This window comes from Nocardia sp. NPDC047648, from assembly GCF_040642815.1.
Taxonomy (GTDB): Bacteria; Actinomycetota; Actinomycetes; order Mycobacteriales; family Mycobacteriaceae; genus Nocardia; species Nocardia gamkensis.
In genome coordinates, this window is sequence record NZ_JBEYSX010000010.1 from 197,908 (window position 1) to 217,393 (window position 19,486).

Here is a 19,486-nt window from a genome sequence, read left to right on the forward strand (position 1 = left end):
GGGCGGGTCAGGCCGCCGCCGTGACGGGCTCCTCGGCGAACTGGGTGCGGTACAGCTCCGCGTAGCGGCCATCGGCGGCCAGCAGTTGGGTATGCGTGCCGCGCTCGATGATCCGGCCCTCCTCCAGCACCAGGATCTGGTCGGCAGCGCGGATCGTGGACAGCCGGTGTGCGATCACCAGCGCGGTCCTGCCCTCCAGCGCTTCGCTCAGCGCCTCCTGCACGGCGGCTTCGGAGGTCGAGTCCAGCGACGCCGTCGCCTCGTCCAGGATCACCACGCGCGGTTGCTTGAGCAGCAGGCGCGCGATGGTCAGCCGCTGCCGCTCACCGCCGGAGAGCCGGTAGCCGCGCTCGCCGACCACCGTCTCCAACCCGTCCGGCAACGACGCGACCAGGTCGCGCAGCCGGGCGCGTTCCAACGCGTCCCACAGCTCGTCCTCCGTGGCCTCCGGGCGCGCGAGCAGCAGATTGGCCCGGATGGTCTCGTGGAACAGGTGCCCGTCCTGGGTGACCAGGCCGACCGTCTCGCGGATCGATCGGGTGGTCAGCTCGCGCACGTCCGCGCCGTTCAACCGCACCGCGCCGCCGTCGACGTCGTAGAGCCGGGAGACCAGCTGTGCGATGGTCGACTTGCCCGCACCGGACGAGCCGACCAGCGCGATCAGCTGACCGGGCTCGGCGCGCAGCGACACCTCGTGCAGCACCTCCACCCCGCCGCGAGTGTCCAGATTCGCCACGTCCTCCAGCGAGGCCAGCGACACCTTGTCGGCCGACGGGTAGCCGAAGCTCACCGCGTCCAGCTCCACCGCCACCGGGCCGGCCGGAACGGGTTTCGCGCCGGGCGCCTCCTCGATCAGCGGCTTCAGGTCGAGCACTTCGAAGACGCGCTCGAAGCTCACCAGCGCGGCCATGATCTCCATCCGGGCGCTGGCCAGCGCGGTCAGCGGGGTGTAGAGCCTGGTCAACAGCAACGACAGCGAGACAACCGCGCCCGCGTCCAACTGCCCGCGCAGCGCGTACCAGCCGCCGAGCCCGTACACCAGGGCGATCGCCAGCGCCGACACCAGCGTGAGCGAGGTGACGAAAACGGTTTGCAGCATCGCGGTGCGCACGCCGATATCGCGCACCCGGCGGGCCCGCAGCGCGAACTCGCCGGACTCCTGCTCCGGACGGCCGAAGAGCTTGACCAGCGTGGCGCCCGGCGCCGAGAACCGCTCGGTCATCTGGGTGCTCATCGCCGCGTTCAGCCGCGCCGCCTCCCGCTGCATGTCCGCCAAGCGGTTGCCCATCCGGCGCGCCGGAAACACGAACACCGGAAGCAGAACCAGCGCGAGCAACGTGATCTGCCACGAGATGCTCAGCATCACCCCGAGCGTCAGCGCGAGGGTGACGAGGTTGGCCACCACGCCGGAAAGGGTGTCGCTGAACGCGCGCTGCGCGCCGATGACGTCATTGTTCAAGCGGCTGACCAGTGCGCCGGTCCTGGTTCGGGTGAAGAAGGCGACGGGCATCTTCTGCACGTGGTCGAACACGGCGGTGCGCAGATCTAGGATGAGCCCCTCGCCGATTCGTGCCGACATCCATCGGGTCGCCAACCCCAGCCCCGCGTCGAACACCGCGAGCACGCCGATCACCAGCGCGAGGACGACCACCACCCGCGGCGCCGCGCCGCCGACGATGTCGTTGACCACCCGGCCCGCCAGCACCGGCGTCGCCACGGCGAGAACCGCGGATACCACGCTGAACAGCAAGAACGCACCAATCCTTCGCCGGTGCGGCGCCGCGAACCGGATGATGCGCCGGGCGGTGGCGAAGCGGAACGGCCGCTGTTCCCGCGGCGCGTTCGCCCGCCGGTACATCTGGCTCCACGCCACGGATTCGATGCTCACGTTGCTCTCCCTCTCGCTCCCCACCCATCCAAGACCTGGCCACCGACACTAGGACCTCAACAATGGTTGAGTTCAAGTCGATTCCGGGCGCACGCCGTTTCCGCCGAGAGCGAAACCGGCCATAGCCCGAATACTCGGTCCACCCCGGCGGTCACTCGGACGCGGGCCACAAGGGGTCGCGAGCACCGAGCACCGCGGGCGCTGGGAAAATCAACATTGTGAACCGGATGGCGGCGCTGCGCGGCACGATCGCGGGTGAGGTCGATACCTCCGAGCGACGGCGCGCGGAGTACTCCTCGGACGCGTCGAACTATCGGGTTCTCCCGGCCGCGGTCGTCTTTCCCCGCACCGACGAGGACGTCGCGATCACTCTGGAATTCGCCCGCGATCACGGCCTGCCGGTGACCGCGCGCGGCGCGGGAACGTCGGTGGCGGGCAATGCGATCGGTCCCGGACTCGTCCTCGACTTCAGCAGGCATATGAACCGGATCGTGTCGATCGATCCGGCCGCGCGCGTGGCCACCGTGCAGCCGGGCGTGGTGCTGTCGGAGTTGCAGCGGGCGGCTCGTCCGCACGGGCTGCGCTTCGGGCCGGACCCTTCGACCCAGAATCGCTGCACGCTCGGCGGCATGATCGGCAACAACGCCTGCGGACCGCGCGCCGTCGCGTGGGGCCGCACCTCCGACACCGTGCGCGAACTGCGCATCCTGGACGGCACCTGCACCGAACGCACGCTGGCCGCCAACCTGTCGGGGGTGCCGGGTCTCGCGGAATTCGGCCGGGCCAATCTCGCCGTGCTGCGCACCGATCTGGGGCGCTTCGACCGGCAGGCGTCCGGGTACGGATTGGAACATCTCCTTCCCGAACGGGGCGCGTCGGCGGCGAAGGCGTTCGTCGGCAGCGAGGGCACCTGCGGCCTGCTGCTGGACGCGACGGTCGACTTGGTCGCGCTGCCCGCGGCCACCGTGCTCACCGTGCTCGGCTACCCGGACATGGCCACCGCCGCCGATGACGTCGCCGCCGTGCTGGCCTGCGCGCCGATCGCGGTCGAGGGCATCGACGCGCGGCTGGTCGACGTGGTCCGGGCGCACCGGGGGCTGGTGCCCGACCTGCCGCGCGGCGGCGGTTGGCTCTTCGTGGAGACCGCGGGCGAGACGCAGGCCGACGCGCTGGCCGTCGCACAGCGGCTGTGCCGGACGGCGGGGACGATGGACACCCGGATCGTCACCGATCCCGGGACCGCCGCGGCGCTGTGGCGCATCCGGGCCGACGGCGCGGGGCTGGCGGGGCGCACAGCCGACGGGCGACCGGCGTGGCCGGGGTGGGAGGACGCGGCCGTCCCACCCGCGCGGCTGGGCGCCTACCTGCGCGATTTCGCGGCCCTGACCCGCGACCACGGCGTCGACGGACTGTTGTACGGGCACATCGGAGACGGCTGCATCCACGTCCGCCTCGATCTCCCGATCGCCGACGCGCCACGCCGTTTCCGTGCCTTCCTCTTCGACGCGGCGGAGCTGGTCGTGCGGCACGGCGGTTCGCTCTCCGGCGAGCACGGCGACGGCAGGGCCCGCTCCGAGTTGCTCTCGGTGATGTACTCCCCCGCGGTGCTCGACGTCTTCGCCGGCTACAAGGCGCTGTTCGATCCGGGCGATGTCCTGAATCCGGGTGTCCTGGTCGCGCCGCGGGCGATCGACGCGGACCTGCGCCTGGCGGGAGTTCCGGCCGTCCGGACGTCGAGCGGCTACGTGCTACCCGAGGACGACGGCGATCTGGGCGTCGCGGTCCATCGCTGCGTCGGCGTGGGCAAATGCCGCGCCGACGGCGGTTTCATGTGCCCGTCCTACCAGGCCACCCGCGACGAGAAGGACAGCACGCGCGGGCGGGCGAGGGTGTTGCAGGAGGTGGTGCGCGGCGCGTTGCCCTGGTCGTCGGAGGCCGTCGCCGAGTCGCTCGACCTCTGCCTGTCCTGCCGGGCGTGCCGGTCGGACTGTCCGGCGGGCGTGGACATGGCCACCTACAAGTCGGAGACGCTGTATCGGCGCTACCGCCATCGGCCGCGCCCGATCGACCACTACTCGCTCGGCCAGTTGCCCCGGTGGTTGTCCGTGGCGAGCCGGATGCCGCGCGTGGTGAACGCGCTGGCCGGGCGAGACACCCTGCGCCGCGCCGGTTTACGAGCGGTCGGCATCGATCCGCGCCGTGACGTGCCGCGCCTGGCCCCGCGCGGTTTCCGCCGGATCTGGCGTGATCTGGACGAGGGGGCCGCCCTGGCCGAGTCGTCCTACGCGCCGGAGGAACGGGGTGGTTCCGGCGAGGTGATGCTGTGGATCGACACCTTCACCGACGCGTTCGCCCCGGAGATCGCCCTGGCCGCGGCGCGGCTGCTGTCCACCCTCGGCTATCGGGTCCGGATTCCGGAGCGACGCGTCTGCTGCGGACTCACCTGGATCAGCACCGGTCAGCTCGACGGCGCCCGTGCGCGGTTGCGGGCCACATTGAGCGCGTTGGAGCAGCACGTGGGCGCGGGCGGCCTGGTCGTGGGACTGGAACCGTCCTGCACCGCGGTCCTGCGCGGCGACCTGACCGAATTGCTGCCGGACGACCCGAGATCGGCCCCGACCGCCGCCGCGATGCGCACCTTCGCCGAATTCCTCGCCGAACAGCCGACCTGGCGTCCGCCGAGGCGAACCGGTCAGTCGGTGGTCGTCCAGCCCCATTGTCACCAGCATGCGATTCTCGGATTCGATGCCGAGCGCCGATTATTAGCCAGCATGGGAGTCGGGGTGACGGAAATCACCGGATGTTGCGGGCTGGCGGGAAACTTCGGAATGCAGGAAGGACATTACGACATTTCGGTGGCGGTGGCCGAGAACGGCCTGCTCCCCGCGCTGCGCGCCGCGGGCGAGGACGCGATCTTCCTCGCCGACGGCTTCTCCTGCCGCACCCAGGCCGCTGCCCTGGCCGGACGACAGGCGTGGCATCTCGCGCAGTTTCTGCTGGGCGAGTGATTCTTTCGCACGCGCCCGCCGAGTAATCCGGGCGGGCGCGCCGCGTGCGTCAGCTACCGAACGGCAGGGTACCGGGCGGGATCTGGTAACCCGAGCTGCCCGCGGAAACCCCGCCCCAGGCGTTGAGCAACCAGTTGAGCAGATTGGTGATCATGAGAACCTCCGTCATTGCTACAGCCAGCTATTTGCCGAACGAAATCAATATCGCCGCGAATCTCGTTCCGTTACATCAGATTGCGAAACGATAATAATGCACGATCGATATTGAAAGACTTCTGGTGTGGCCCAGATGATAATCGTGGTGTCCGGCGGAGGGTGCTGCGACGCCGCACGCCGCACCGGGCAGAATGAGTGCGGTGCGCAGCGTGACGGTCGAGCCGGAAGCGAGCCGGACGGTGACCACGGATCGGCCGATCGATCTGGCGTGCACGCTCGCGCCGCTCGGCCGTGGCACCGGCGACCCGTGCCACCGGGTGACCGGCGACGGCGCCCACTGGCATGCGTCCCGGTTGCCGAGCGGGCCGGTCACCTACCGGTTGGCCCAGTCCGGCCCGTGCGCTGTGCGGGCAGGGGCGTGGGGGCCTGGGGCCGCGGAATTCCTCGCGGGACTCGAGCACATGCTCTGCCTCGACGAGGACGTGTCCGCGTTTCTCCCGGATCACCCGAAGCTCGCCGATGCCCACCGCCGCTTCCCCGGACTGCGTATGTTGCGCACGGGTCTTGTCTTCGAAGCGTTGGTGCCCGCGGTGCTGGAGCAGAAGGTGCACACCGTCTCCGCACGGGCGTCGTGGCGGAAGCTGGTCCGGCAGTACGGCGAACCGGCGCCGGGGCCGGCGCCGGACGGAATGCGGCTGCCCCCGGACGCCGATACCTGGCGGCGGATTCCCTCCTGGGTCTATCACCGGGCCAATGTCGGACCGCAGCGCGCGCAGACCATCGTGCGTTCGGCTCGGATCGCCGAGTCGCTGGAGCGTGCCGCGCGTGCCGACCCGGCGGAGGCGGCACGCATGCTGCGCAGTGTGCCCGGCATCGGGGTGTGGACCGCCGCGGAGATCGCGCAGCGGGCTTTCGGCGACGCGGACGCGCTGTCGGTCGGCGATTATCACCTCGCCGCCGCGGTCGGCTGGACTCTGCTCGGCCGACCGATCGATGACGAGGCGATGGTCGAGTATCTGGAACCGTTGCGTCCGCACCGCTATCGAGCGATTCGTCTGCTCGAAATCAGCGGCCACTTCCACAAACCGAAGTTCGGCCCTCGCACCGCCCTGACGGACCATACCTGGCACTGAGTCACATCTTTCACATGCGCCTCGTAGCGAACCATTTTTCTACAATTTTGCACATTCTTTATCAGTCGCAGCGGCCCGCGGCGAAGCGAAACTAGAACTCGTCGCGCCACACTCGGCCATCGCCGCATTCACATCGGTACGCGAGCGGGAGCCGTGGTCAGATCGCAGGGGCTTCGGTATGGCGCGCACCTCATCGTCGAACCACACAACTGCAGGGGGTTGTCAGTGGAGCAGAGGCCACTCGGGGATACACCGCGGTCCAGATGCCAGTTCTACCGGCGGGAATGTGATCTGCCCGCCATTGTCGACCCGCCCGGACTCGGCCGGATCGTGCTGCGCGCCGGATCGGTGTGGGCGTTGACCATGCCGAGCAGCCTGGGACAGGCGGTCAAGGCGCATATGCAGAGCAAACGCGTCCGGCTCGGCCCTATCCTGGCGCACCCGCGCTCGAATCGTTGGACCTTCTTGATCGCGCCGGACCTGCCCGAAAACGACACCCGCCTGTTCGCGGAATTGTTCCGGCTGAACGTGTCGGTATCCCGCACCGGATCGACGATCGCGCTGCCATCCCCGACCGCGTCGGTCGGCGCGATCCGATCCTGGATCGTGCCGCCCCGCAATGGGTTTCGACCGTCCGGGCGGGAGGTGGTCGCGGCCGTCCGCGCGTGGGCGGATCCGGCGCCGCGCAGCCGTTGAGGGCAGTCGCAGCGCGCCGCGAGGACATGCCGGTAAATCGTGGCCTGCTCATTTTCGGCAGGCTGTTCGCCCAACAGCGCCGGTCGGCGGCGGTAATATCGGGCCGCGCGTGAGTGCGTCCAGCGGGGGAGTGCTGGGTTCTCGGTCCGTACACGTCTGCCGCGGCAGACAACGAAGGAGTCCAATTCGTGAGCATTCAAGGCAACGCGAACATAGACCTGACCGGCGCCACGTGGCGGAAGGCCGGAGAAGGGCCGGGGAACGACAGCGTCGAGGTGGCGCTACTGGCAGACGGCCATGTGGGAATGCGCAACGGAAAGGACCCGGACGGGCCGGTGTTGATCTTCACGCCCGGCGAGTGGGCCGCCTTCACCGCAGGTGTGCAAGACGGTGAGTTCGACCGGCCGCGATAAGGCGCGGCGGCTTCCGAAGATCACGGAACGACGCATATTCGGCAACGAAAAGACGTTTGCCTGGTTCCGAGACGGGTAGCCCACTATCTGTGGACCGTGGGCTCAAGAGTTCCCATCCCCGACACAAGAGATTGCGGCCGGATGATTGGGTGGAATGGCTGATCGTCGCGCTGTTGTTCGCAGTGGCGGCGGTCGGAGTCTTCGTCCTCACCCACTCGCTGCTGTCGGCGTTGCTCGTCGGCCTGCTGGTGTGGATCGTGGCCCTCGGTGTCGTAGCAATGTTGTAAGGGTGCGCCGACCGGCCGGGGATCGCCCCGGCCGGTCCTCCCCGCCGCTAACGGCGAAACAGCTTGTTGCCCAACCAGACCAGTGGATCGTATTTGCGGTCGGCCACCCGTTCCTTCATCGGGATCAACGCGTTGTCGGTGATCTTGATATGTTCCGGGCACACCTCGGTGCAGCATTTGGTGATGTTGCACAGGCCGAGCCCGTGCTCGTCCTGGGCGAGTTCGGTCCGGTCGCCGACGTCCAGCGGATGCATCTCCAGCTCGGCGATCCGCATCAGATAGCGCGGTCCCGCGAACGATTTCTTGTTCTCGTCGTGATCGCGCACCACGTGGCAGGTGTTCTGGCACAGGAAGCATTCGATGCACTTGCGGAATTCCTGGGAACGCTCAACATCGACCTGCTTCATCCGGTACTCGCCCGGTTTGAGGTCGGCGGGCGGCGTGAACGACTGGATCTCGCGGGCTTTCTCGTAATTGAACGACACGTCCGTCACGAGATCCTTGATCACGGGGAAGGTGCGCATCGGCGTCACCGTGATCACTTCGTCCTCGGTGAAGGTGGACATCCGCGTCATGCACAGCAGGCGCGGCCGCCCGTTCACTTCGGCCGAGCAGGAACCGCACTTGCCCGCTTTACAGTTCCAGCGCACGGCCAGGTCCGGCGCCTGGGTGGCCTGTAGCCGGTGGATGATGTCGAGCACCACCTCGCCCTCGTTCACCAGCACGGTGAAGTCGTGCAGTTCTCCGCCGTCGAGATCGCCGCGCCATACGCGGAATTTGGCGTCGTAACCCATCGTTACGCCTCTCGCTCCGTCGAATGCCCGGCCGCGGCCGGGTGCCCGGCGAGTTCATCCGGGGTGTAGTACTTCTCGAGCTCGCCGAGATCGAAGAGGGCGAGCAGGTCCGATCGCATCGGTTGCTGATCCTTGCGCGTCACGGTGACGCCCGGGATCGGATCGCCGGCCGTGCTCGGATCCACCGCGCAGACCAGCAGTTTGTTGCGCCAATCGGGATCCATCGACGGGTGGTCGTCGCGGGTGTGCCCGCCGCGGCTCTCGGTCCGCAGCAGCGCCGCGTGCGCCACACATTCGCTGACCAGCAGCATGTTCTGCATATCGAGGGCGAGATGCCAGCCGGGATTGAACTGGCGGTGGCCCTCCACGGTCACCTGACGGAACCGGGCGCGCAACTCGGCGAGCTTGTCGATCGCCTCCCGCACCTCGTGTTCCTTGCGGATGATGCCGACCAGGTCGTTCATCGTCTGCTGCAGATCGGTGTGCAGGGTGTACGGGTTCTCCCCCTTGCCGTCGGCAGGAGGATCGAACGGAGCGACGGCGGCCTTCGCGGCCTTGGTGACGTCGTCTTCCGAGACCGAGGGTCGCGCGCCGAGCTGCTCCACGTAGGCGGCGGCCCCGAGCCCGGCCCGGCGGCCGAATACCAGCAGGTCGGACAGCGAATTCCCGCCCAGGCGATTGGAGCCGTGCATGCCGCCGGAACACTCGCCCGCGGCGAACAGTCCCGGCACCGTGGCCGCGCCCGTGTCCGGATCGACCTCGACACCGCCCATCACGTAGTGACAGGTCGGCCCCACCTCCATCGGCTCCTTGGTGATGTCGACGTCCGCGAGTTCCTTGAACTGGTGGTGCATCGAGGGAAGCCGCCGCACGATCTCCTCGGCGGGCATCCGGGAGGCGATGTCGAGGTAGACGCCGCCGTGCTCGGTGCCGCGCCCTGCTTTGACCTCTTCGTTGATGGCGCGGGCGACCTCGTCACGCGGCAGCAGATCCGGCGTGCGGCGTGCGGAGTCGTTGTCGCGCAGCCATTGGTCGGCCTCTTCCTCGGTCTCGGCGTACTGACCTTTGAAGACCGGCGGAATGTAGTCGAACATGAACCGCTTGCCCTCGGTGTTCTTCAGCACCCCGCCGTCGCCGCGCACACCCTCGGTGACCAGGATGCCCTTCACGCTGGGCGGCCAGACCATGCCGGTCGGGTGGAACTGCAGGAACTCCATGTTGATCAACGTCGCGCCCGCGCGCAGCGCCAGCGCGTGCCCGTCACCGGTGTACTCCCAGGAATTCGAGGTCACCTTGTACGACTTGCCGATGCCACCGGTCGCCAGCACCACCGCCGGGCTCTCGAACAGGATGAAGCGGCCGGATTCGCGCCAGTAGCCGAACGCGCCGGAGATGCGGTCGCCGTCCTTGAGCAATTCGGTGATGGTGCATTCGGCGAAGACCTTGATGCGCTTCTCGTAGTCACCGGTCTCGGCGAAATCCTCCTGCTGCAGCGAGACGATCTTCTGCTGCATCGTGCGGATGATCTCCAGGCCGGTCCGGTCACCGACGTGGGCCAGCCGCGGGTAGGTGTGGCCACCGAAGTTGCGCTGGCTGATGCGGCCGTCGGGCGTTCGATCGAACAGCGCGCCGTAGGTCTCCAGTTCCCACACTCGATCGGGCGCTTCCTGGGCATGCAGTTCCGCCATGCGCCAGTTGTTCAGAAACTTGCCGCCGCGCATCGTGTCCCGGAAATGGACCTGCCAATTGTCCTTTTCGTTGGCGTTGCCCATCGAAGCCGCGCAGCCGCCTTCGGCCATCACGGTGTGGGCCTTGCCGAACAGCGATTTGCACACCACCGCGACCGACAGCCCTTGCTCTCTGGCTTCGATGACCGCTCGCAATCCGGCGCCGCCCGCTCCGATCACGACGACGTCGTAGTTGTGCCGTTCCACTTCTGCCATGCAGAAAAACTCCTCGATGAGGCGGTCAGTCGATGAACCGCAGATCCGAAATCGTCTGGCTGGCAACCAACATGACGTAGAAGTCGGTCAGCACGAGCGTGCCGAGAGTGGTCCAGGCCAGCGCCATGTGCCGGGTGTTCAACTTGGAAACCTGCGTCCAGAACCAGTAGCGCACCGGATGGCCGGAGAAGTGCTTGAGCCGTCCGCCCGCGATATGCCTGCACGAGTGGCACGACAGCGTGTACGCCCACAGCAGGATCACGTTGACCAGCAGCACGATATTGCCGAGGCCGAAACCGAAGCCGCCGGATTTGCCGTGGAAGGCGACGATGGCGTCGTAGGTATTGATCACCGAAACGATCAGGGCCACATAGAAGAAGTAGCGGTGCGCGTTCTGGATGATCAGCGGCAGCCTGGTCTCGCCGGTGTACTTGGCGTGCGGCTCGGCCACAGCGCAGGCGGGCGGCGAGAACCACACCGACCGGTAGTAGGCCTTGCGGTAGTAGTAGCAGGTCAGGCGGAAGCCGAGCAGGAAGGGCAGCACCACGAAGCCCAGCGGCAACAACACCGGCAGTTCGCCGAACGGGGTGCCGAAATGGCTGGAACCCTCGACGCAGGAAGTGCTCAGGCACGGTGAGTAGAACGGGGTCAGATAGTGGTAGTCCGGAACCCAATACGCCGTGCGCACATACGATCTGACCGTCGCGTAGATGACGAACGCGGCTAGTCCGAGCACCGTGACGAGTGGGGGGATCCACCATCGGTCGGTGCGCAATGTGCGTTCCGAGATCCGGGCCCTTGTTCTGCTGAAAACGCCGGTGCCCGCGTCCGGGGCGGCGGTCGGTGCGGCACTCACAGGTGGATGCCTCGCTGATCTTGTGTGCGGGTGGTCATCGTTACCTCCGCAATCGAATGTGATGCTGAGCACCATACGACACGTGCGCTATGGATCGAGCGGGGTCTCGACAAACCAAGCCCGCCGTCAACCGTATGATTTGCGCCACATTCGGCGTGCCGCTTGATTGCTTACGCCGCGTAGCGGGCTAACCGGACTTTTCGAACTCGACTCGCGCGAAACAAGATTCGAGCGAGGTGGTCGCCGATACCGGATGGGGTGATCGCGCCGGGCGATTCGAGCTAGCGGCAATGATGCGGGCGGCTGTGGTATCGGCTCCGATCGAGGAACTCGCCCTCACCGATTTGCCATCCGGTCGGCGGTGTGGGCGTGATTCCAGTGCCTGCGCCCCTGAGCGTCGCGCCCGCCGTCTCGATTGCTGTCGAACCGGCCCCGGCACAAATTTGCTGATCGAACCGGCGCCGCACTTTGGTTACCCGTCGAACCGGCGTCGCGCACGATTGCCCCGTCGAACCGGCGGCGCGCACGATTGCCCCGTCGAAGCGGCGTCGCGCTCGATTGCCCCGTTGAAGCGGCGTCGCGCTCGATTGCCCCGTTGAGGCGGGTTGCGCCGGGTGGCCCGTCGAACCGGCGCCGCACCTTGGTTACCCGTCGAACCGGCCTCGCGCACGATTGCCCCGTTGAAGCGGCATCACGTCCGATTGCCCTGTTGAGGCGGGGTTGCGCTGGGTGGCTGGTTGAAGTGGGGTTGCGCTGGGTGGCCGGTCGAACCGGCGCCGCACTTTGGTTACCCGTCGAACCGGCCTCGCTCGATTGCCCTGTCGCACCGGCGTCGCGTCCGGTTGCCCTGTTGAGGCGGGGTTGTGCTGGGTGGCTGGTTGAAGCGGGGTTGCGCTGGGTGGCCCCGTTCAACCGGCTTGGCACTCGGTGACGTGGATCTGCGCAGGCTTTGCGGGGGAAGTGCCGCCTCGGGCCATCGGTATGGCATTCGACCCCCGGCGTCGATGTGAGCGGCAATGGTGAGTCGGGCGGTCACGGGACACGCGCTGGTCGAGCGGGTGTCAACGACGCCGTCGATCACGCGCGAGGGCGGCCGGGCCCCGCAACGTGCCGATGTCGTGCCCGAGCTATAGCGCACGCAGACGGCGCGCACCGAGGGCCCTATGGCGCATGCAGACGGCGCGCACCGAGGGCCGTGGATTTCGGCCATGATCGCCGCCCTGTTCGAGCGCTGGCCCCGCTGGCACGCGGGCCCGGCCGCCGCCGGGCCGCAACGCACCGTGCTGGGCGGCGTCGCGCCGCCCAGCACGGATTACTTCGTCCGCGGACGGGAGTGGAAGCCGAGCCCCTCGTCCTGCGCGCCCATCCAGGCGGCCTCGTCGGACTTGCTGTCCGGCACGTAGATGACGTCCTGGGCGCTCCGCCGCACCTCCGGCGGCGGTGACTTCTCGAACTCGTCGGCGTCGATGACGAGCCGCTCGAGGTCGTTCTCCAGCCTGCGTACCGTGCTGGCGTCGCCGTACTGGTTGCGCAGTACGCCGATGGATTGCCGGAGCTGGCCGACCGCGTAGCGTAGTTCCGCAAGTTCGCTGCGTGTCATCGAGACCTCCTGAATTCCCTGGCGGATATGCGAACTCGATGCCGTGGTGCACGGTTGCCCCTTTGCCTTGGACCGCGCGACATCGAGTTGTGTGACCCACCGCACAACGTGATCTACAACACAGTACAGAAAGATTTTGTTCCTGGCTCGTGCCGGGCCGAAATCAAATGATTGCCCCTGGGTTGCCGGAGGTCAGCCAGCGGCGGCGTACCCGGTGGCCGAGCACGCCGCGGCGAAGGCTCGTTCCACGAGGCCCGCGATGGACAGCGCGACTTCTTCGGCCCGTTCGAGCATCACGCTGTGGCCGGCGCCCTCCAGGCGGACCAGCTCGGCGCCGGCCAGTTGCGAGGCCAGTGCCACCGAGTGCGCGAACGGGAAGATGATGTCCGCGGACCCCGCCAGCACCAGCGCGGGGATGACGCCGAGGCGGTGCAGGGTCGCGGTCTCGTCGAAGGTGATCAGCGAGTGCAGGAACCCGGCCATGGTCAGCAGCGGCGTTTCGTTCAGCATCGCGGTGGCCAGCGCGGTCATGCGCGGACTCGCCTTCTTGGTGCCGAATTCCGCCTCGCGCAGGATCGGCGTGCACAAGCGACGAGTCAGGCGCCTGGACGCCTGCATCACGCGCGGGGCGCGGGTGACGGCCGCTTGCAGCGAGTTCACCGCCCGCCGGTTCAACAGGCGCGCCAGCCCGACCTCGGTGATTCCGGCGGCCGCGGCCGCGAGCAGCCCGACGCCGGTGATCCGCGTGCCGATGGCCTCGGGATGAAGCCGGGCGTAAGCGAGCACCACCATGGCGCCCATCGAATGGCCGACCAGGATCACCGGCCCGGTCGGCGCGACCGCGCGCAGCACGGCGTCCAAGTCGTGGCCGAGCTGCTCGATGGTGTAGGTCGATGGGTGCGCCGCCCCGGATTCGCCGTGGCCGCGGTGGTCGTAGAACACCATCCTGGTGTCGCTCCCCCACTGGCGCAGCAGCAGATCGCGCAGGTAGGACCAGGATTCGGTGCGCAAGCAGTGGCCGTGGACGAAGACGACGGTGGCGATGGCGTCGTCGGCGCCGAAGACGCGGACCGCGAGGGGAATGCCGTCATCGGCCGACACCATGACGCGATGGCCGTCGTGATCGGCGGCGCGGCGGGCGATGCTCGTGGACATGGCACTCTCCTGTGAGCGAGGCGCATGATCGGCGCTCCTGCCCAGTTGTCGGACTGGATTTCCGCGCCGTTAGCGGCCCACACCTGCCGTTACGCACACGTTGCGCAATTGAGGCTGCCGGTCGATCGGGCAGCCGTCGGGCGGGTTCGCAGGAAAATCTACGAATCAATAGCTCAGAAACTAGATTCCTTTAGATTTCCCTGCGTGCCTCCGGGCTTCCGCGCGAGCGGCAAGGAGAATCTGCGTCTTTCTAGGAGAAATCCGAGACTCGCGAATAATGCGCGAGCGCCCGCCCGTCGCGGCCCACGTCGGGCGGGCGCGACGGGCGGGCGGCGCTCAGGACCCCGCGCGGGGGCGCGTAGACGGCAGGAATGGGCGCAGGAGGTTTTCCTCCGTCGACGGACCCATCTGCCACTCCGCGATCCACGGCCCGGTTCCCTCGCTCGGGTCGAGCACACCCTCCTCCAGCCACTCGTAGCGGCCGTCGAGCACGCCGCGGGTGAGGGTGCGGTCGTCGTCGTCGGTGTTCTCCCACAGCGAGTCGAACAACCTGCGCACGCGCACGCGGGACTGCCTGCAGAAGGCGTCCGCCAATTCTTCGGCCGCCTTGCTCTCCGGCGCGTCGGCGGCGCGCAGTGCCTCGGCCCGTACGCAGGCCGCCGACATGGCGAACAGCTCGGCGCCGATGTCGACGATCCGGCCGAGGAAGTTCTGCCGGTATTCCAGGCCTGCCTGCCAGCGGCCCATCGCGTACATCAGCGACCTCGCCTGCTTGCGCGCACTGCGTTCGACGAACCGCAGGTGCCGCGCCAGTACGCCGAATTCGGTGTACGCCGCGGGCACCGTCCCCGCTCCGACCGCAAGCTGCGGGAACCACTTCGCGTAGAAGCCCGTCGCTCCGACCGCCGCCTTCGCCTTGTCCTTGAGCTCGGCCTTGCGGTCGACCAGCGCGCCCGCGGCGGCCATGTGCGCGTCGGCCATCTCCCTGGCGATCAGCAGTCGCATGATCTCGCTGGAGCCTTCGAAGATGCGGTTGATCCGCAGATCGCGCACCAATTGCTCGGCCGGAACGGCCCGCTCGCCCCGCGCGGCGAGCGAAGCCGCCGTCTCGTAGCCGCGGCCGCCGCGGATCTGCACCAGTTCGTCGGCGATCTGACAGCTCATCTCGCTGGCCCACAGCTTGGCCAGCGCGGCCTCGATCCGGATGTCGTTGCGGCCCTCGTCGGACATGGTCGCCGACAGATCCAGCGCCGCCTCCAGCGCGAACGTGGTGGCCGCGATGAAGGCGATCTTCTGCCCCACGGCCGCGTGCTCGCCGACCGGCCTGCCCCACTGCACGCGCTGCGTGCTCCACTCGCGCGCGATCTTCAACGACCACTTGGCGGCGGCGGTGCACAGGGCGGGAATGGCGAGCCTGCCCGCGTTCAGCGTGGTGAGCGCGATCTTCAGGCCGTCGCCCTCACGCCCGATCAGGTTGCGCTTGGGTACCCGAACGTTGTGCATCCGGGTCAAGCCGTTCTCGATGCCGCGCAAGCCCATGAAGGAGTTGCGCCGCTCCACGGTGATGCCCGGTGAATCGGCCTCGACCACGAAGGCCGAGATGCCGCCGCGATGTCCCTCGCTCTTGGGCACCCGGGCCATCACCACCAGCAGTTCGGCGACCACGCCGTTGGTGGTCCACAGCTTCACGCCGTTGAGCACGTACGCCTCGCCGTCTTCGGTCGGCGTCGCGGTGCTGGCCATCCTGGCCGGGTCGGAGCCGACATCGGGCTCGGTGAGCAGGAACGCGCTGACCGCCCCGGCCGCGCAACGGGGCAGGAATTCGGCTTTCTGCTCGTCGGTGCCCGCCAGCTTGAGCGGCTCGGGCACGCCGATGGACTGGTGCGCCGAGAGCAGGACGCCGAGACTCGGGTGCGTCGAGCCGACCAGCATCAGCGCGCGGTTGTAGCCGAGTTGGGAAAGACCCTGGCCGCCATACGATTGCGGGATCTTCAGGCCGAAGCAGCCGAGCTCGGCCAGGCCTTTGACGTACTCGTCCGGGATCCGGCTCTCCGCTTCGATCACCGATCCGTCCATGGACTCGCACAGCGTGCGCAGCCGGGACAGGAACGCTTCAGTGCGCTCGGCGTCCTCGGGGCCGGGCTGCGGATACGGGTGGATCAGGTCGAGCCGGAACCGTCCCAGGAACATCTCCTTGGCGAACGACGGCTTGGCCCAGCTCGTTTCGCGGGACTCCTCGACCAGTGCGCGGGCCTGTTCTTCGGTGGCGTCGACTTTCGCGGCTGTCGCCATAATGTCCTCCCTCGGACGTGATCAGGATCACATTCGAGTGTAGGAGGGTTTGTTACCCATCGGTAGGGCTGCTGGTCGAGATAAATCTACGAATATCTATTGATCTTGGAAGAGATGGCCATAGTCGGGAATGCGTCGCCGGGTGACGCTCAGACGGAGCGCAGATACCGGCCGAAGTGCGGCACCGTGAAGCCGATCGTGCCGCGTTCGGCGGAGTAGATCAGCCCTTTCTTGATCAGGCCGTCGCGGGCGGGGGAAAGGGAAGCCGGTTTGCGGCCGAGTTCGTTGGCCACCGCCGCGGTCGCCACCGGGCCGTCGTCGCCGGCCAGGTCGGCCATGGCGCGCATGTATTCGCGTTCGGCGGGTGTGGCCCGCTCGTAACGGGACCCGAAGAACCCGACCGCAAGCTCCTCCTCGGCGGCGGGTGAGGCCACCTCGACGTCCTCGGCCGTGATCGGACTCTCGGGCGCCTGATCCCAGGCGGCCTTCCCGTATGCCTGCACGAAATACGGGTAGCCATCGGCCTTGCGGTACAGCGCGTCCAGCGCCTCGTCGGTGAACTTCACGTCTTCGCGCCCGGCGGGCGCGATCAGCGCTTGGTCGGCGGATTCCCGGTCCAAGCGGTCGATGCGGTGGTAGCTGAACAGTCGCTCCGAGTAGCTCTCCGAGGCGGAGAGCACCGCGGGCAAGTGCGGGAGGCCCGCGCCGACCACGATCAGCGGCGCGGCGTCCTGGCTCAGTTCGTGGCACGCGCCGCAGATCGCGGAGACGTCCGCGGGCCCCAGATCCTGCATCTCGTCGATGAAGATCGCGATGCCGACGCCGATGTCGCCGGCCAGCGCCGCCGCCTCGATCAGCAGTTCCACCAGATCGATCTCGATGTCGCCGGAATCGGCCCGACCGCTGACCGCCGGTACGTCGATGCCGGGTTGCCAGCGTTCCCGCATGCCCTTGTCCGCGGTGGCCCGCAACGCGAAAGCCTTGAGGATGCCGAGGAAGTCGTCCACCCGCTCCGGATTGCGGTGCGATGTGGCGATCGCTCGCGCCGCCATGTGCAGCGCCGAGGACAGCGGGCGGCGCAGGTCCTGGTCCGGCCGCGCCTCGATCTTGCCGGTGCCCCAGCCCCTGGATATCGCCGCTGAGCGAAGTTGGTTGAGCAGCACCGTCTTTCCGACCCCGCGTAAGCCGGTGAGCATCACGCTGCGTTCCGGGCGGCCGCGCGCGACGCGTTCGAGCACGATGTCGAAAGCGGTGAGTTGCTTGTCGCGCCCGGCTAATTCGGGTGGGCGCTGTCCCGCTCCGGGGGCATACGGATTCCGCACGGGGTCCATGCCCTGACACCGTAGCGCGTTTCGTCCGGATAATCTGGGTGCGTCTACGGCGTGTCCTAGAGAGCCCTAGCGGTCCGTATTGCACTATTGCTCTCGCCGCCGGTTCCCTAGGCTGGTGGCGGTTCGCCAGAATGGTCGCGCGGTATCGACGCGCGGGAACGGAGGGGGCATGTCCGACGAACCGAACCCACCCGGCCTCGCCGAAGTGGTCGGGTCCTGGAATGTCCCGGCGGGGGCCACGGTGGCCCAGCGCATCCGGTCCAACATCCTCGTCGCGATCGAACGCGGCTACGACGATCCCCAACTGGTCGCCGATCTCGCGGTCGGGCCGCTGGTCATGGCGCTCGGCGGGCTCGAGGTCGAACTGGCCGAGGCGCGCCGCAGGATCGACGAGCTCGAGCGCGCGGTGCACGGCTCGCAGTCCTGACCCGGTGTCCGTATGGGGGCGAGGTTGTCCTTTCGGTGACCCGGCCCCGCTCACCGAGATCCGGTCGTGACCGGGTCCCGATGGCCGTTTTCCGCCTATGGTGTCGCCGCCCCGGTGGTGATGGAAAAGTCGCAGCTCTGTGCGCTGGACAACATCGCGTCCGCACCGTAATCTTCTCGTGACTTAGTGGAACAAGTCGCTTCGTAAGTGAAACGGCGCCACTAGTTACCGCCTTAACGGCTGTCGGGGCCAACTGGTCTCGGCTGTCGTGCCGGGGACCCACAGGTTCGTCTGGGGTGAATCCTTGCGGCCATTTTCGGTTGCGAGGTAGGGCCGCTCTCCCGGTCCGAACCCGTCAGCTAACCCGGTCGGCGGGAGAGCAGCAAGATCGGAGACGTAGCTCGGTGGGTAAACACAGCTTGCAACGGGATTCTCGGGTTCCGAATTCCGTCAAGGGTGCGATTGTCATGGGTGCGGTGGCCGCGACCGGCGCCATGCCCGCGATTCCGGCCATGGCCGCGACCATCAACGTTCCCGGTGTCGGCAATTTCGACGTTCCGCAAGAATGGGAACAGCCGGTCCAGCAGCTCAATCAGCAGATCCAGCAGGCGCTCGCGGCTGCCCCCGCAGCTCCCCAGGCGCAGCAGCAGGTCGCTCCGCAGGCTCCCAATTTCGCGCCGATGCTGCCGGGCCTGTTCGGCCAGCAGCAGAACTCCCCGGGCGATATCGCCCTCGACGCCGCCAAGACCAAGGTCGGCGCCCAGTACTCCTGGGGCGCCGCTGGTCCCCGGTCCTTCGACTGCTCCGGCCTCGTCCAGTGGGCGTTCCGCCAGGCGGGCGTCGAACTGCCCCGCACCAGCTTCGAGCAGTCGCACGTCGGCGCTCCGGTCGCCTACCACGACCTGCAGCCGGGTGACATCGTCATCACCAACGGCGGCGGTCACGTCGGCATCTACGCGGGCGACAACAAGCTTCTGAACGCGGTGCAGTCGGGTACGCCGGTGTCCTACACACCCCTGCGCCCCGACATGGTGGTCACCGCACGCCGTATCGTCTGACGAGTGGCCCGCGCCGAATCCGGCATCCAGAGCACTGCGACCCAGGCCCGCGTCGACTCGTGGACCTGGGCGGTGCGCCTGTTCAAAACCAGATCCGCTGCCGCGGAGGCATGTCGCGGCGGGCACGTCCGAGTGAACGGCGCGACGGCCAAGCCCGCCCAACCCGTACGCCCCGGTGACGAGGTCCGCATCCGGGCCGGCGGTATCGAACGCATCGTCATCGTGGAGCGGATCGTCACCAAGCGTGTCGGCGCTCCGATCGCCGCGCAATGCTTGATCGATCGCAGTCCGCCTCCTCCTCCGCGCGAGATCGTGGCGAGCCTGCCTCGTCGCGACCGCGGCGCTGGGCGGCCCACGAAGCGTGAGCGGCGCGAGACCGATCGCCTCATGGGCCGAGCCGATTCCTGAACGAGCGCGTCCTCAGGACCGTTCGCTTCGCAGAGATTCGC

The 19,486-nt window shown here is 67.9% G+C and carries 16 protein-coding genes and 1 riboswitch; of the genes, 8 read left to right on the forward strand and 8 right to left on the reverse strand.

Annotated features, from left to right (window positions below):
* Positions 1–7: 7 nt before the first annotated feature.
* On the reverse strand, positions 8–1,888 hold the full coding sequence (locus ABZ803_RS21950; protein WP_357041131.1) for an ABC transporter ATP-binding protein: 1,881 nt from the start codon (positions 1,886–1,888) through the stop codon (positions 8–10).
* A 227-nt stretch (positions 1,889–2,115) separates the two neighbouring features.
* Here ABZ803_RS21950 and ABZ803_RS21955 point away from each other — a divergent pair, with 227 nt between their 5' ends.
* The 5 genes from ABZ803_RS21955 (at position 2,116) to ABZ803_RS21975 (ending at position 7,581) form a co-directional block, all read left to right on the forward strand.
* A complete protein-coding gene (locus ABZ803_RS21955) occupies positions 2,116–4,896 on the forward strand; it encodes an FAD-binding and (Fe-S)-binding domain-containing protein (protein WP_357041344.1) in 2,781 nt (926 codons plus the stop codon).
* 356 nt (positions 4,897–5,252) lie between these two features.
* Positions 5,253–6,185 carry a DNA-3-methyladenine glycosylase 2 family protein gene (locus ABZ803_RS21960; RefSeq protein WP_245659734.1) on the forward strand — a complete coding sequence of 311 codons (933 nt, stop codon included), beginning with the start codon at positions 5,253–5,255 and terminating at the stop codon, positions 6,183–6,185.
* Positions 6,186–6,410: 225 nt separating this feature from the next.
* Positions 6,411–6,881, forward strand: coding sequence for a DNA-directed RNA polymerase subunit beta (locus tag ABZ803_RS21965; RefSeq protein ID WP_357041135.1), 471 nt, complete (start codon positions 6,411–6,413; stop codon positions 6,879–6,881).
* Between the two features lie 188 nt (positions 6,882–7,069).
* Complete coding sequence (locus ABZ803_RS21970; protein WP_357041138.1) at positions 7,070–7,294, forward strand: DUF397 domain-containing protein; 225 nt, start codon at positions 7,070–7,072, stop codon at positions 7,292–7,294.
* Between the two features lie 149 nt (positions 7,295–7,443).
* Positions 7,444–7,581 (forward strand): hypothetical protein, encoded by a 138-nt coding sequence (locus ABZ803_RS21975; protein WP_357041141.1) that lies wholly within the window; start codon positions 7,444–7,446, stop codon positions 7,579–7,581.
* Positions 7,582–7,628: 47 nt separating this feature from the next.
* Here the strand turns inward: ABZ803_RS21975 and ABZ803_RS21980 are convergent, their stop codons facing one another.
* The 7 genes from ABZ803_RS21980 to ABZ803_RS22010 form a co-directional block, all read right to left on the reverse strand.
* The gene (locus ABZ803_RS21980) at positions 7,629–8,375 is read right to left on the reverse strand and encodes a succinate dehydrogenase/fumarate reductase iron-sulfur subunit (RefSeq protein WP_040871255.1); all 747 of its coding nucleotides are present in this window, start codon (positions 8,373–8,375) and stop codon (positions 7,629–7,631) included.
* 2 nt (positions 8,376–8,377) lie between these two features.
* Positions 8,378–10,318, reverse strand: coding sequence for a fumarate reductase/succinate dehydrogenase flavoprotein subunit (locus ABZ803_RS21985; protein WP_357041144.1), 1,941 nt, complete (start codon positions 10,316–10,318; stop codon positions 8,378–8,380).
* A 25-nt stretch (positions 10,319–10,343) separates the two neighbouring features.
* Positions 10,344–11,174 carry a hypothetical protein gene (locus ABZ803_RS21990; RefSeq protein ID WP_357041147.1) on the reverse strand — a complete coding sequence of 277 codons (831 nt, stop codon included), beginning with the start codon at positions 11,172–11,174 and terminating at the stop codon, positions 10,344–10,346.
* Between the two features lie 1,312 nt (positions 11,175–12,486).
* Positions 12,487–12,774, reverse strand: a complete 288-nt coding sequence (locus tag ABZ803_RS21995) for a hypothetical protein (protein WP_040871251.1) — start codon at positions 12,772–12,774, stop codon at positions 12,487–12,489.
* Positions 12,775–12,966: 192 nt separating this feature from the next.
* Entirely contained in the window at positions 12,967–13,929 is a 963-nt protein-coding gene (locus ABZ803_RS22000) for an alpha/beta hydrolase (protein ID WP_357041151.1), read from the reverse strand.
* A gap of 336 nt (positions 13,930–14,265) precedes the next feature.
* The gene (locus tag ABZ803_RS22005; protein WP_357041154.1) at positions 14,266–16,221 is read right to left on the reverse strand and encodes an acyl-CoA dehydrogenase family protein; all 1,956 of its coding nucleotides are present in this window, start codon (positions 16,219–16,221) and stop codon (positions 14,266–14,268) included.
* 149 nt (positions 16,222–16,370) lie between these two features.
* Positions 16,371–17,552: an ATP-binding protein gene (locus ABZ803_RS22010; RefSeq protein WP_357041157.1), complete on the reverse strand. Its 1,182-nt coding sequence runs from the start codon at positions 17,550–17,552 to the stop codon at positions 16,371–16,373.
* Between the two features lie 169 nt (positions 17,553–17,721).
* Here ABZ803_RS22010 and ABZ803_RS22015 point away from each other — a divergent pair, with 169 nt between their 5' ends.
* From ABZ803_RS22015 to ABZ803_RS22025, 3 genes are all read left to right on the forward strand, one after another.
* A complete protein-coding gene (locus tag ABZ803_RS22015; RefSeq protein WP_357041160.1) occupies positions 17,722–17,979 on the forward strand; it encodes a hypothetical protein in 258 nt (85 codons plus the stop codon).
* 219 nt (positions 17,980–18,198) lie between these two features.
* Positions 18,199–18,368: riboswitch (cyclic di-AMP (ydaO/yuaA leader) on the forward strand.
* A 78-nt stretch (positions 18,369–18,446) separates the two neighbouring features.
* A complete protein-coding gene (locus ABZ803_RS22020) occupies positions 18,447–19,037 on the forward strand; it encodes an NlpC/P60 family protein (protein WP_357041163.1) in 591 nt (196 codons plus the stop codon).
* Positions 19,038–19,040: 3 nt separating this feature from the next.
* A complete protein-coding gene (locus ABZ803_RS22025) occupies positions 19,041–19,445 on the forward strand; it encodes an RNA-binding S4 domain-containing protein (protein WP_245549225.1) in 405 nt (134 codons plus the stop codon).
* The last annotated feature ends 41 nt before the right edge of the window (positions 19,446–19,486 follow it).